This window comes from Aquimarina sp. AU119 (assembly GCF_900312735.1).
Taxonomy (GTDB): domain Bacteria; phylum Bacteroidota; class Bacteroidia; order Flavobacteriales; family Flavobacteriaceae; genus Aquimarina; species Aquimarina algiphila.
Genome location: NZ_OMPF01000027.1, coordinates 65,963 through 81,744, shown reverse-complemented (window position 1 = coordinate 81,744; position 15,782 = coordinate 65,963). Strand labels below are relative to the sequence as shown.

At 31.3% G+C, this 15,782-nt stretch carries 9 protein-coding genes; 4 read left to right on the top strand and 5 right to left on the bottom strand.

What is annotated here, in order from left to right; translation table 11 throughout:
• The first annotated feature begins 12 nt into the window (after window positions 1-12).
• Entirely contained in the window at window positions 13-2,793 is a 2,781-nt protein-coding gene (gene uvrA / locus DK442_RS24085) for an excinuclease ABC subunit UvrA (RefSeq protein ID WP_109438478.1), read from the top strand.
• A 246-nt stretch (window positions 2,794-3,039) separates the two neighbouring features.
• Here uvrA and DK442_RS24080 read toward each other — a convergent pair whose 3' ends face one another.
• Window positions 3,040-4,239, bottom strand: coding sequence for a leucine-rich repeat domain-containing protein (locus DK442_RS24080; protein WP_109438477.1), 1,200 nt, complete (start codon window positions 4,237-4,239; stop codon window positions 3,040-3,042).
• A 195-nt stretch (window positions 4,240-4,434) separates the two neighbouring features.
• Between DK442_RS24080 and DK442_RS24075 the strand changes: the two genes are divergently transcribed.
• The 3 genes from DK442_RS24075 to DK442_RS24065 all read left to right on the top strand — a co-directional run bounded on the left by DK442_RS24075 (window position 4,435) and on the right by DK442_RS24065 (window position 7,440).
• A complete protein-coding gene (locus DK442_RS24075) occupies window positions 4,435-5,079 on the top strand; it encodes a peroxiredoxin-like family protein (RefSeq protein ID WP_109438476.1) in 645 nt (214 codons plus the stop codon).
• Window positions 5,080-5,195: 116 nt separating this feature from the next.
• Window positions 5,196-5,864, top strand: a complete 669-nt coding sequence (locus tag DK442_RS24070) for a hypothetical protein (RefSeq protein WP_160114332.1) — start codon at window positions 5,196-5,198, stop codon at window positions 5,862-5,864.
• Between the two features lie 481 nt (window positions 5,865-6,345).
• A complete protein-coding gene (locus DK442_RS24065; RefSeq protein ID WP_109438474.1) occupies window positions 6,346-7,440 on the top strand; it encodes an amidohydrolase family protein in 1,095 nt (364 codons plus the stop codon).
• A gap of 16 nt (window positions 7,441-7,456) precedes the next feature.
• Here the strand turns inward: DK442_RS24065 and DK442_RS24060 are convergent, their stop codons facing one another.
• The 4 genes from DK442_RS24060 to DK442_RS24045 all read right to left on the bottom strand — a co-directional run bounded on the left by DK442_RS24060 (window position 7,457) and on the right by DK442_RS24045 (window position 15,779).
• Complete coding sequence (locus tag DK442_RS24060; protein ID WP_109438473.1) at window positions 7,457-10,732, bottom strand: tetratricopeptide repeat protein; 3,276 nt, start codon at window positions 10,730-10,732, stop codon at window positions 7,457-7,459.
• 269 nt (window positions 10,733-11,001) lie between these two features.
• Window positions 11,002-12,033 (bottom strand): T9SS C-terminal target domain-containing protein, encoded by a 1,032-nt coding sequence (locus tag DK442_RS24055; protein WP_160114331.1) that lies wholly within the window; start codon window positions 12,031-12,033, stop codon window positions 11,002-11,004.
• A 195-nt stretch (window positions 12,034-12,228) separates the two neighbouring features.
• Complete coding sequence (locus DK442_RS24050) at window positions 12,229-14,823, bottom strand: TonB-dependent receptor plug domain-containing protein (RefSeq protein ID WP_160114330.1); 2,595 nt, start codon at window positions 14,821-14,823, stop codon at window positions 12,229-12,231.
• A gap of 35 nt (window positions 14,824-14,858) precedes the next feature.
• Window positions 14,859-15,779, bottom strand: coding sequence for a FecR family protein (locus tag DK442_RS24045; protein ID WP_109438470.1), 921 nt, complete (start codon window positions 15,777-15,779; stop codon window positions 14,859-14,861).
• Window positions 15,780-15,782 lie beyond the last annotated feature (3 nt).

Genomic DNA, 15,782 nt, shown 5'->3' with positions numbered 1-15,782 from the left:
CGCGTATTTACTATGATTCAAGACATTACAACCTTAGATCCAAAAGACAATATAATTATAAAAGGAGCTAAACTTCACAACCTGAAAGATTTAGACGCCGTTATCCCAAGAAATCAGTTAGTGGTTATTACCGGATTATCTGGATCTGGTAAATCCAGTCTTGCATTTGATACCTTATATGCAGAGGGACAACGTAGATACGTTGAAAGCCTTTCGTCTTATGCTCGCCAGTTTTTAGGACGACTCAATAAACCTAAGGTTGATTATATAAAAGGAATTGCTCCTGCAATAGCTATTGAGCAAAAAGTAAATTCTACCAATCCAAGATCTACTGTAGGTACGACAACAGAAATTTATGATTATCTCAAATTACTTTTTGCCAGAATTGGAAAAACCTACTCTCCTATCTCTGGTAATCAAGTAAAAAAAGATCGCGTAACTGATGTTATTGAGTATGTAAAAACATTTGAAAATGGTGAGAAACTCTTATTACTCTCTCCTATTCATATCGAAGATGGAAGAACACTAGAGGGTAAACTAAAAGTACTACAACAACAAGGGTATGCGCGTATCAAAGTAAACGGCACGGTGCACCGAATAGAAGAAGCAACTATTAATGAAAAAGATGATTTTTATCTAGTTGTAGATCGTATCGTAAAAAAAGATGAAGAGGATTTTTATAATCGTTTAGCAGATGCTATTGATTCTGCATTTTTTGAAGGTAAGGGAATTTGTCATATCGAAACACTTACTGATAATAACATTAAAGAATTTAGTAACACTTTTGCATTAGATGGTATTACTTTTTTAGAACCTAATGTGCATCTTTTTAGTTTTAATAATCCATATGGAGCTTGTCCAGAATGTGAAGGATATGGTGATGTTATTGGTATTGATGGAGATCTTGTTATTCCTAATACCGCTTTGAGTATTTATGAAGAAGCTGTTTTTCCATGGCGTGGTGATAGTATGAGCTGGTATAAGGATCAACTGGTAAACAGTGCATACAAATTCGATTTCCCTATTCATAAACCTTATTTCGAATTATCGGACAAAGACAAAGATCTTCTTTGGTCTGGAAATGAGTACTTTGAAGGAATTACAAGTTTTTTTGAAGAATTAGAATCAAAAGCATATAAAATTCAAAATCGTGTAATGCTTTCTCGCTATCGCGGAAAAACAAAATGTTCTACTTGTAAAGGGAAGCGTTTACGCAAAGAAGCCAACTATGTAAAAATCAATGGAGCTACCTTAACAGATTTGGTAGAGAAGCCACTTAATGAATTAGCTGATTTCTTTAAAGACCTTACCTTAAATGAATATGATACAAAAATTGCCAAACGCCTTCTTAAAGAAATCAATAGCCGTTTAGAGTTTTTACAGAATGTTGGATTGGAATACTTAACACTTAATAGAAAATCAAATACATTATCTGGAGGAGAATCGCAACGTATTAATCTAGCTACTTCGTTAGGAAGCAGTCTGGTTGGATCTATGTATATCCTGGATGAACCAAGTATTGGATTACACCCTAAGGATACCGAAAAATTGATTAAAGTATTACAATCTCTTCGAGATCTTGGTAATACGGTAATTGTAGTAGAACATGATGAAGATATCATGAAAGCGGCCAATGAAATTATCGATATTGGTCCCGAAGCCGGTACACATGGAGGACATGTCGTTGCTACGGGAGCATATGATGAAATTCTAAAAGCTGATTCATTAACAGCAAAATACTTAAATGGAACTCTTGAAATTGAAGTTCCTAAAACTCGTAGGACCTCAAAATATTATCTTGAAATCATTGGAGCTCGAGAAAACAATCTACAAAACATTGACCTTAAAATCCCTCTTGGAATCTTTACCGCCATTACCGGGGTATCAGGTAGCGGAAAAAGCACACTAGTAAAAAAGATCATTTATCCTTCTGTACTTAAGGAATTAGGAGGTTATGGAGAAAAAGCAGGTCAGTTTACAGAACTTAAAGGTAACTACAGCAATATAAAACATGTAGAGTTTGTAGACCAAAATCCGATTGGTAGATCATCACGTTCTAATCCGGTTACTTATATTAAGGCATATGATGATATTCGTAATTTGTTTGCTTCTCAAAAATTATCTAGTATTCGTAATTATAAAGCAAAACATTTCTCATTTAATGTAGATGGCGGACGATGTGAAACTTGTAAAGGAGAAGGAGAAGTTACTATCGAGATGCAATTCATGGCAGATGTACATCTGGAATGTGAAACTTGTGGAGGTAAACGTTTCAAAAAAGATGTTCTCGAAGTAACATTTCATGATAAAAATATTCATGATATACTATCGATGACTATAGATACAGCAATTGATTTCTTTTCAGATCACAATCAAACTAAGATACATAAGAAGTTACAACCATTACAAGATGTTGGACTTGGCTATGTTCAACTGGGACAGAGTTCTTCCACCCTATCCGGAGGAGAAGCACAGCGGATTAAACTTGCTTCGTTTTTGGTTAAAGGAAATACCAAAGACAAAGCCCTATTTATCTTTGATGAACCGACAACAGGACTTCATTTTCATGACATCAAAAAATTATTAAAATCTTTTAATGAATTAATATCCAAAGGGCACTCTATTTTGGTAATAGAACATAATCTAGATCTCGTTAAATGTGCTGATCATGTTATCGATCTGGGACCAAAAGGAGGAAAAAATGGAGGTACTATAATGGCTGAGGGTACTCCTGAAGAAGTTGTAAAAATAAAAGACTCATATACGGGCCAGTATTTAAAAGAAAAATTATAAGAATATATTTCCCCTCCTTCAGGCAGCAACAAATTCTAGACTTAAAAATACTTTCTGCTTCAGGTAGAAACAAATATTATCGTTAAACAACACGTTACCTTTCGTTGGGAATAAAAAAATAAAAATAAACACTCTTTTTTAAAAAGATAATCGATTAATTATAGGTCTCTGAAACAGGAATGACAAGCAAACCATATAGCATAGTAGGTATTCATATAACAATGTTTCCATTTTTAATCTACATCATTAATCACATACACCAGTATGTAAACTGACTCTAGAAATATCACTTATAAAATTGCATAATGGTACGGATAATCCAGCCAATGGGTTTTTATATAAATCTAAGTATTTAAGCTTTATTAAATCTCCAAAACGATCTGGAAGACTCGTTAATTTATTATAAGACAAATCTAATGTCTCAAGCTCTTTAAGATCGACAAAACTTTCTGGAAGACGAATCAATGGGTTTTTATATAAATTCAAGTATTCAAGTTTTAATAGACCTCCAAAACTTTCTGGAAGACTAGTTAATTCATTATCATCTAAATTCAAGTATTCAAGCTTTATTAGATTTCCAAAACTTTCTGGAAGATGAGTTAATTCATTATTATTTAACCTCAATCCTTTAAGCCTTGTAAGGTTTCCAAAACCTTCTGGAAGATGAGTTAATTCATTATCGTTTAAATTCAAATACAAAAGCGCTGTAAGACCAACTAAACTTTCAGAAAAACTAATAATATTATTATTCGTCAAATACAATTTTTTAAGTGTTATAAGGTCTCCTAAACTTTCTGGAAAGCTTATTAATTGATTATAAGACAAATCCAATTCCCCAAGTGCTTTAAGACCTCTAAAACTTTCTGGAAGACTTGTTATTTGATTTTTATACAAATTCAAGTATTCAAGCTTTATTAGGTCTCCAAAACTTTCTGGAAAGCTTGTTAACTTATTATAAGATAAATCCAGTTCCCCAAGTACTGTAAGGCCTCCAAAACTTTCAGGAAGACGTATTAATTGATTGTCAGACAAATCCAATTTTACAAGTGTTATAAGGCCTCCTAAGTTTTCTGGAAGATGAGTTAATTGATTTTCAGACAAATCCAACTCCTCAAGTGTTGTAAGACCTCCTAAGCTTTCTGGAAGATGAGTTAATTGATTGTCAGACAAATCCAATTCCTCAAGTGCTGTAAGATCTCCAAAGCTTTCTGGAAGAAGGGTTAATTTATTTGATCTTAAATCTAATTCGGTTACTCTTCCTTTAACCATCGTTACACCTACCCAATCCTCTATCGTTGTTATCTTAATATCCCAATCTAGTCTATTATCTGGATTTGCTCTATACAAATTAATTAATACATCGCGATCATCCTGAGCAATACCGCTGCTACATAAAAATAATCCTATAAAAATTAATACTACACGAACAAAACTTATGATGTTCATAAAACTTAATGATTTTTCATGGTAAAGATGATTATTTCTATATTAAGACACTACCCCTTTTTCTGGGGTTAAGTTTTTTTATCCTTATACTACTTTTGACCTTGATTCGATATTAACATTATTATAGCATTTATCTCTGTAATGTAATTCATTTCGTAACGGCTAAACGTAGACATTTAATCTTAAACCAAAACAATGTCACTTACTCAAGATCTAAAAGCTCGCGCAGATCAATCTGTAGCGAAATATTCAGAAAGTACACACAGAATAATGAATAATGGTATACAAACCTTACGCGATGAAGGACTTGTATCCAAAGCATTAAAAACCGGAGATCAAATTCCAGAGATTACACTTCCCAATGCAGCCAATAAAAAGATGTCTGTACAAGAATTATTATTAGATAAAAAAATTGTCCTATCCTTTTATCGAGGCGGATGGTGCCCTTATTGCAACCTGGAACTAAAAGCATTACAAGATGCATTACCTGAAATTGAAAAATATGGAGCAACTTTGGTGGCTATAAGCCCTGAAACACCAGACAATTCATTAACTACTTCAGAAAAAAACGGATTACGTTTTGAAGTTCTTTCTGACTTAGATAATAAAATTGCCAAAGCATTTAACCTCGTATTTACATTACCAGAAGATCTTATTGAAGTTTATAAAGGCTTTAAAATTGATTTAGAAGCAAATAACGGAAATACTGCTCAACAACTTCCAATATCAGCAACATATATAATTGATCAGAACGGAACTATCATTTATGATTTCATTAAAGAAGATTATAAAGAAAGAGCGGATCCAGAAGAAATAATTAGTTTTCTGAAAACCAAATAATTACCCTTATTTTTCATAACCTTACTCATTTTTGGCACGCGATTTGAAACAGTATTAATCAAATAGCGGAAGCCGAAAAGCTAATGAGTAGGCATAAACCCAAAACAGGTAAGGTTATGAAAAAAATGATACTTTTTACTGCAGCTTTGTTACTGATAGTAACAACTGTAAAGGCAAATGATCACAATCATGCGGATCACAAGGATAGGGTTACAAAACGCTATCATAACACACAACCAATTGTCTTTATCGAAGGAGGAATAAAATTTCTTGTTTACCCAGAAGGTAGCATTGACTATAAAGTGCTTAATCGAAGAGGTAGATCTCATTACGGAAATTGGAATACCAGAAGATATAATACTCCCGGTACATATACTCAACGTGTACGAGCACATCATAATAATTTTATCAGATATGATTATTACGGTAGACTAAAAAAGGTCGGACCAAATTATATCAGTTATGATAGATATAATAGAGTACGAAGAATAGGTACAATATCAATTCGATATAACAGAAGAGGATTAGTGTATCAAATAGGTGGATTACGTATCTACTATAACAGATATGACAGAATAAGAGAGACAGAAGGTAATATTCACTATGATGGTTGTGGATACTGTGGTATCGATGGATGTACTACAACTCATGATCCTTATTATAACAGGAATTGGCAGCCAAAATATTATAAGCACGATAATGACGATGATCATTATTATAAAAATAGAAAAAGGAAGAAAAGATATCATGACGATGATGACGATGATGATCGTGATGATGACTAAAATATAAAATTTAGTTGTTGGTTAGTTGTTTAAAATCCCGTTACCAAATACTTCAGGTAACGGGATTTTCTTTATTTGATTCCTTGTGAAATCTATCACATTTTTAGGCCTCCTGTCTCCTATATTTGGTTAATAAATTGGGAAATAATCATGTTTTCAAAAAATAAAGTAGGGTATTTTATTTCTTTTTTGTTTTAGGTATGTAAGAGCATCATAATTCTTTCCATAGCGATCAAATTTGATTCTTATTGTGCCGATAAACCTATTTTGTAAGTGAATTAAAATAAAAATATATACAATGTAATTGGTTGGTGATTTGTTTATAAAGATCCTTGTTACTTTTCATACTTAGTAACAGGGGTTTTTATTATTGTACTATTATCATTGATTTTATAGAGTTTATAAAGTGTTGTTAACCTTTCTTTTTGACGGTATGATTATTATATATTTATGTTTTTGCTATCTAAATCAAATCACAAATATGAAATTCTGGAAAGCCTTTTTACTAGTTCTATTAGCATCTATTACACAAATAGCCGCGCAAAAAATGGAATTTGAAGATTATGATCCCCCTTCTACTCTTGTTGTACCGGGAGAAGAGGTCAAAAAAGCAAAGTTCCCTTTTATCGATGTCCATAATCATCAATTTAGAATGCCAACACAAAACCTTCAAGATGTTGTTTCTGAAATGGATAAACTCAACATGGCAGTGATGGTAAACCTATCTGGAAGAGGAAGAGGATCTGATGAACATCTTGCTAAATCATTAGAAAATGTAAAAACGAATTTTCCTAATAGATTTATTGTATTCACCAATATTAACCTTACAGGTATTGATGAACCTGGTTGGACGCAAAAAACTGTTTCTCAAATCGAAAAAGATATAGCTCTTGGTGCCAATGGATTAAAAATTTATAAAAGTCAAGGCATGGATAATAAGGATAGTAATGGGAATCGTATTAAAATAGATGATCCCAGAATTGGACCTGTTTGGGAAAAGTGCGGAGAACTTGGTATCCCTGTATTGATCCATTCTGCTGATCCAAAACCATTTTGGGATGCGCATGACAATAAAAATGAACGGTGGTTAGAGCTAAAACTTAGATCAAGAAGAAAAAGAGATGCTAATGTTACTGGATCATGGGAAACGATTATACAAGAACAGCATCGAATTTTTAGAAAACATAAAAACACTAAATTCATTAATGCCCATTTGGGTTGGTATGGTAACGACTTGGCTAAACTAGCAAAACTAATGGACGAAATACCAAATATGTATAGTGAAATTGGAGCTGTAATCGCAGAATTAGGAAGACAACCCAGAAATGCCAAAGCCTTCCTTACAAAATATCAAAACAGAGTGATGTTTGGAAAAGATTCCTGGAATCCAGAGGAGTATTATACCTACTTTAGAGTACTCGAATCTGATGATGAATATTTTCCTTACTATAAAAGATACCATGCCTTTTGGAAAATGTATGGATTAAATCTTGATGATGAAGTATTGAAGAAACTATACTATAAAAATGCTTTACAAATTATTCCAAATATTGATAAAAGCTTGTTTCCAAAATAATATCTCTCTATAAAAACTATACTTGTTTTTTTTTCTTTCTATATAAGAAAACAAGCAAAGAAAATATGAGAATTATACCAGATAAAATAACCCAATACGTATATTCAATAGGCTTATCCATTTTTATAGCTTCTGAGTTTCCTAAGAGATAATAATTACCCCAATAAAAAGGGGCTATATGATATAAATCAGCTGTCTTTAAAAAATCTAATTTTGCTTTTTGTAATGCTTTACTTTTATTCATACCATCTGCAAGATTAGTATAAAATTTTTCTATAAGTTTGGGAGCGCTTCGATCTGATACCTCCCATGAACTTAATAACAAACTCCTGGTTCCTGCGTATTGAAATGCTGTACCTAGACTCATAATCCCTTCTCCATTCGCGATTTTCCCTGTTCCCGTATTACACGCACTTAATACTGTAAGCTCTGCCGGAATGTCCAATGCAAAAAGTTCGTGAGCATATAATAGATTATCCTCTAGAGTATCTTTACTTTTTGTAAAATACAGTTTTGAATTTTCTGGTTTTTCGTTATCCACTTCGCCATGCAATGCCAAATGAAGAATACTATATTCATTTGCATTTTTCTTAAAATTAGATTCTATAGCTTGATTGCCATAATAATACTTACCATTAATAATCTTAGAGATCGCTCTAATTTCTTCTCGAGTACCAGGCAAATCATCTTCGGCATCTCTAAGTGTTGCTAGACTTATCGTAGTGCTAGCTGCAAGATTGGTCGTATCTGAAAATGAAAAAGCTAGGCATTCTTTTTTTATTTCTAAAGTTTGATGACTATTCCCTATCTGATTGAAGAGTAGATTAGCAGAGTTGGCATATGATATCGCATAATCGCGAAGCAAATATGGTAAACTTCTAGCATCACTTGTTTCATTTTTCTGAGTCAATAATAATTCAAAATTAAGATTCCATAGCGCGCCATCTGGGATGATAATTAACTGTTTGGTTTCAATAAATCCTGATATGGGTTGAATTAGTTGCTCACAAAGTTTAAAAGCTATATTCTTATAGTCCAAAATATTTTTACTAATTATTGCAGTCTTGAGGAATGATAAATTCTTTTCTATTTTTTTTACGCTTCCTAAATCTATCATTTTGAATGTATTATTGGCTATTACAAAAACGTATAATCTCTCTTTTGACATAAAATATTGTAAAATCGTATTATCTGTCTTTAAGTTGCTTTGAATATATTCTATTTCATTATACAAATTATTATATTTTAAATCAAAATAGCTTTTGTAAAACTGTCTCATAATAGACTTTAATGAATCGCTCCTTCTATTAACGCTAAACAATTTATCTTTGTACTTTGATATTTTTAAGGTATCCAAACTATCTGATATAGATGTCAGCTCAGTTATTTTTGATTTATAATATGATTGGTCTACTTTTATTTGGTCATCAAGAGTGATAATACTTGAAGGAATTTTAAAATTGTTTTTAATTTTAATTTTTAATAACAACTCTTTAAGAGTATTTGCTTTTTTCTTTTCGAGATAATAATATGCCTTTTCTAAATGCATTTTTTGAGTTTCTTCTTTTGCCATTAACCCTTCGGCAATTATTGCTTTTTCATAAATATCAGAAGCTAATTCTGAAAACTGCATCTTATCCTCATAGTTAAGTATATTATACCTATTCTTATCAATAATCGAATCTAAGTAAGAATATGTAGACAAAGCAGTCTTCATAAATTTCACATTTTTATTTTTATGATATAATTCACCTAATACATTAGCTTTATTAAAAAGAGAATTAATTTGAATATTACTATTAAAGTCACTTTCTAAGTCTGGGTTATTATAAATTGATTTGCTATCAAAATGCCGATTATTACTTATTAGTGATTTTTGATAATACTCTATAGCTCGGGTATAATCTCCTTTAATACTATATACATTTCCTATTTCATTATAACATTTAGCAACCTCATGACTTTTATTCGTATATAATTTAGAATATACCTTTATTGCATTTTTATAATTTTCAATTGCTAATTCTAATTCTTTATTTAACTTATATGTATTTCCCAAATTATAGTAACTATATCCTTCATCCGGTAATGTTAGCCCAGGATTAATTTTATAAATCTTTAATGTTTTTTCAAAATAGGTAATCGCTTCATCATATCTTTTAAGTTGATTCAATGTTATTCCCATATTTGTATAAAGAACTACAAAACTTATATGATCTTTTTTATGATATAACTGATGAGTTTCAATTGCTTTTTTAATATAATTTAATGCTTCATTGTAATTTTTCACCTTGATATAAGTAGCACTAATGTTATTATAAAAACCTGAAATTTCGGGTATACTATTTCTCTTATTAACTTCTGAGGCTATATTTAAGGCTTTTTTGAGGTATTCTAAGGATAAATTATACTGACCCATTAACCCATAAACATTTCCCATTCCTGAATATGATTTTGCAATCACAAAATTATTTTTTCCAAATATTTTGATTTTCAATTCTAAAGCTTTTTTATGATAATCTATAGAAGTTTCATACCTTCCCATATTCCCGTTCAATACTCCCATATTATTATATATACCACTTAGAAATCTTTCATATTTTTCTTGAGTTTGGGGTAGCGCAGATAGAGCTTTTTCATAATATTCTAATGCTGTATCATTTTCTCCTATTTCTGTATAAACATTACCAATATTCGAATACACAGTGCCAACTCGCACATGACTTTCTCCAAATTTTTTTTTATAAATTTTCAAACATTTATCCAGATAATAAAGAGATTTAGTATTGTCTCCTAAAATAGAGTATATCCTTGCTATATTTTTGTAAATTCCAACCACCTGATTATTATTCTCAGGTATAAGAGTTAGTAATATTTTTTTTGCCTTTTTAAAATTTAATAATGATTTATTATAAGAGCCAATTCTTAGATAATAATTAGCCATATTATCAAAAGCATTAGCTTTTTGTCGATTATCTTTTGTAAAATATTGATTGCTTACTACTAATGCTTTTTTCGAATTTTGTAGTGATTTTTCTAACTTCATGATTCGCCATTGATTTTCGGATATTTTGTTATAACAACTTGCCACTTTTCCCCAAACTTTTGCTTTTTTATATTCAGGAAGTGCTTTGTTAAAAAATTCAATGGATTCTTCATGCTTTTTATCTATTAATAATGAATCTGCTTTTTTATAATACTGAGAAGCTACTAATGTATCTGCTGATGTTTGTGCAAAAACGTTGGTAATTATAAAAAATGAAACTAAAAGAAATACTATTCGTTTGACCATGAATGAAATATTGATATTGTGTGAAATTAATGCTGGTGATTATGCTACAGGTTTACAATATATGTAAAAAACACATTTAATTTCTTAAAATCAGAAATGTATAATCTGATTAATTTAAGTTATAATGATTTGTCTTTATAACTTTCTTAATATCATAGTATTCTCTTTATTATCCTAGATAACAATAAATCATTAAGTAGTATAATCAAAAACAAAAGAGGCAATTAGAACATCTATTGCCTCTTTTTATTTATCACAAACTTTATGTATTACCAAACACGGCTATTCCCGTTTTCGTCATTAAAATTTTGAAGTTCGTTCCAGATAAAATTTACTGTTTCTTGATAGTTGTCTCTAACTGTGCTATGTACAGTTGTAGGGATTTCAAAATCTGATGGTGGTGGTATCCCATACATAGCAGAATACGTTATTAAACTTGCTAGAAAATAAATGGTTGGCCTTCCATGAGGAGCAGCATCTTCGTATAAGTCCAAAATCGGAATTTGTTCTAAAGCTGTATCTGTAAGTAGTTTACTTATAATTGGCCCTACCGGAATCATCTTAACATTAGGCCTATCAACCAATAATGCGTTATGATAATCTAACCACCAATTATGAAAATCTCCAACTGTATTTGCGTTATAATTAGCAAATTCTTCTTGAGAAGGAGGAAATGAGTTTACAAAACCAGCCATATCAGGCCAATTTTCATAAATATAAATTGTTATCCCTTCTTCTTGTTGTCCAACCCAATCAATAATATCTGTAGTAGCACTAAGAGGTGTTGTATTATCAGGATTATCTCCATCATACGGCGTATTTGCAGGTTGATACTGTACAAAATTGGCTGCGGTTAATAGTATCGTGTTAAAATTAGCCTCAGAAAATGGCTCAACATCAGAATTCCAAACTCCAGATGCTATATCAAATCCCCACTGTGCAATTGGTGGAAGATTATCATGTTGCGGTAAAAAACCATATTGACCATCTACAGCATAGCTATAACCAGCAGATTGGGATAATACATGCATCCAATGAGGAACTGTTGTTTCGTCGCTTGGAGTAGGAATAAGTGGTGGCGAGTGTACAATAAGGCTATGTCCAAATATAAATGTTTTTACATCTGTACGTAGCGGTGTTCCTTGTGTTGGAGGACTAGGGGTACCCCCTGAGTCCTGATCTCCTCCCGAATTTGGATTCATTTCAGAATCTGTGGCACTCAAAGCATCATCGCTACTATTACAGTTAAGTAGCGTCAAACAAAAGAATACATAAATAAATAATAAAGAATTACGTCTCATGAATTAATTTTTAAGCATGATTAATTAAATTCAAGTGGGATGAGAGTTTAGTTAGTCTTATGATATAGTAACGTTAATCATTGCGTCAACCCTACCACAACTATTCATATAATTCTTATGTATTTGATGAAAAATGAAAACTCTTTAAGAGATGTCTATAACAAATAGGTAAATATCTAATATTAAAATCTGTTCTTAAAAATTAAAACGGATAACCACATCTGGTGTGAGTTGTAATGATTTGTTTTCAAAACTTTCTACAAAAATTCCATTTTCATCCTCTCTTCGAGAAAACCCTTGAGTAATCGTATTTTTTCTATTGTAAATATTACGAATGGAGAATCCAATCATTCCTCCCCAGGTTTTTTTAGTTTTAAAATTAAATCTATATACTGCAGAAGCATCTAATCTATGATAATCCTTAAATCTACTAGAATTAATTCCTTTTGGATCGATTCTAATACCATCGTCTATATTATCAACATCTCTTAGTAATCTTGTAAATGGTCTTCCGGTGGCATAATTCCATCCAAGTGCAAACTCAAAATTATTAACCTTTAAAGTTTGAGAGATATTTAATACATGTCTTTGATCAAAATTTCCTGAAAAAGCATTCTGCTGTATACTAGGGAAAGTAACTAGAGCTTTACTTAAAGAATACCCTATCCAGAACCTATAATTCTGAATCCTTTTTTTTAGTAAAAAATCAAAACCAATACGTTCTTCTTTTCCTATTTCAAAAACATTATCGGTATCTGCAGAAGCAACTTCCAAAACAAAATTATTAATTGATGTTACATCAGTAAGCTTCTTATAATAGGCTTCCAAATCAAAATTCCATCCGTTAATGGTGTATAAAGAACCAAAAGTAAATTGCATGCTTTTGATTACTGGAACAAAAACGGAGTCATCATTTCTAATTTTTCCAGAAAGAAGCCATACATTATCTGCAACTGGTAAGCCTTCAATTTGATTATAAATACTACCAAAAGTAACCAGGCGGTTAAGTTGTTGATTTTTTAATTCTGCCGAAGTAGTTAGTCTAAAGTTCTTTAGCACTTCTACAGAAGAAAACATACGAGGTTCTATAAAAAACTGATCTGTATTACTCAAATAGGAGCCTCTAAGTCCAAAATTCATATATAATTTTGGAGATTTATAAGTATATTCAGAAAACAAGGTATGATTATTTCCTTCTCCTCTAATTTCATCCTCCAAATCTACATCTACAACTCCATTAGCAATTTCGCTTCTATTATAATTTGCCTCATTATAAACAAATTGATACCCGACACCAAGAGTTTGTTTTGGAGCTAATGGAATAGCTAAAGAATACTCTGCTCCTATATCCTTTACTTGATTATTCTCATTAAAAATAAAAGTTTGTCTTGAATTGGTATTAGATCCAATGATCTTATAACGAGTATCATATATTGAAAAATAAACATTTGTTTTCTGGATGATATTGTTCGAATATTCTTTTCTCCAATTTAGACTAGCTCCCCCGTTCCTAAGTTTAAGAATATCATTAATACGATTAAAAGAGGTAATCGTATCTGCTTCATTTCTAATATTATCTAATCTATTTTCTGCAAATATTCCACTAAATTTTATTGTATTTTGTTCATCTGGATGCCATACAAGTTTAATGTTTGTATCCGAAAAGGAAAAATCATCTTCTCTAGCTTCCCTATCCAAAGTTCCTTGTACATTACTATCTGGAATATCTGCCCTGGTATTCTGAAAGACTTTTCGAACTAAATTATTGTATGCTATATTTCTATACACATCAGTAGTAGATCTGCGAAAAGCCGTCATCACACCTATTTTTTCTGACAAAGGAAGTTTGGCAAAAATATCTGCATGAGTAAAATTTACTCCGCCTCCGATTTTAATTTTTTCGATCAAATCATCATCAGATTCTATAATCACTGCTCCAGAAATACGATCTCCATACCGTACACTGGTTCCACCTCGATATACCTTTACATTTTTGACTATATAGGGATTGAAAGTTGATATTTGATTAAAAAAATGGCCATTATGATACATTTTGATACCATCCCATAGTACCAGGTTTTGATCTGGAGTTCCTCCTCTAATATATAATCCCGCTGGATCCTCTGTTGGGCTATTTACTCCTGGCAATAATTGTAAACTCTGTAAAACGTCTGGTTCTACAAGTCCTGGTAGAATTCTGAGCTTTTTGGTAGATACATTAATAGAAGCATCTTTATTTTTTTGTACACCTGTAGTAAGATACTCATTAATAACAACCTCACTTAAACTCTGAATTTCAGGATTTAATCTAATTGTATCACAACTCGAACCTGAAAAAGCAGAAGCTTTAATTGTTTTTATATCATACCCTAAATAAGATATAGAAATTGAATCTTTTGGTCTTAATCGTAATCTAAAATAACCTCGCTCATCTGTAAGCTTAATTGCATTATTGTTGTTTAAGATAGTAGCTTGGGTAAGCTCAAAAGTAGATGCCGCATCGACCACAATACCACATATTTCGATAGTTTCATCATTTTCTACCAAAATATAACTTTGATCGTCAACCTTTTGTAGTATAAATTGCGTTTGTTCTTTTATCTCTTTTAATAGTGAATCAATAGAGATTGTCTTTTGATCAATTTTTAGTTTTACATTCTTGACCGCTTCAACATCATAAGAAAAACTATATTGATATTGTTTTTTAAATGCTTCAAGAATATTAAATATCGATTGGTTTTCAACAACCTCTACACTATCTACTTGTTGTGAGTAACCTGATATATTCAAAAAACATATTAATAATACAACGAACTCAAAACGTATCACTTATTCTTTAGGGCTATAATTTTTTCTCCTTCAAATGTATAACTAATATTCATAGGGTCAAAACTAGTACGTAGAGCGGTTTCTAGATCATCATGATTAAAGAAACCTGTAAATACTCTTTTTACATCTACGTTTCCTGTATTAATTTTAATGTTATACTGTCTTTCTAATTCTTTTATAAGTTGGTCAAGAGATACTTCATAAAAACTACTTTTTCCATGTAACCAATCTGGTTTTAGTTTTGTAATTTCAAATAAAGACAGGCTTTCATTTTCATTGGATCTGGTAGCCTTTCCCTGGGTAAGAATAACCTCATTGTCATCTTTCTTAACACTCACTTTACCCTCGAAGCAATGCACTTCTAATTTTGTATTTCTGGAATATACGTCAAATTCGGTGCCCAAAACGGTAATTTCCCCATTTTTGGTACTCACTGTAAATGTAGATCCTTTGCTTACATCAAAAAAAGCTTCTCCTTGTAATTGAAGTACTCTATCTTCTGTAAAAGAATCTTTATCATATTTTAAAGAAGAATCTGCATTTAGAGTCACTACAGAATTATCAGGTAGTGTTATTGTTTGAGTTTGCGCCATTTCAGTACGTATTCTAACATCTTGAAAAAATATAGTCCTCAATCCAATAATAACCAAAATTACCGCTGCAGCACTATACATCCATGTTCGAAGTTTAATCACTTTTGAACTTTTGGATTTATTATATGAAGCATTGTAGATCTTTTGTTCTTTTAAACCTTTTTCTACATCAAACACAGGTCTTTCAAGTCGTTCTACTCCTTTTAATATATCTTTATATGCCAAATAGTCTTCTGAGTTTTCAAAGGCTTTACGTTCTTCATTAGAAAGCTCTCCAGATAACCATTTTCCTAAAAAATCATCTTTATTCATATCACTTTTCATTAA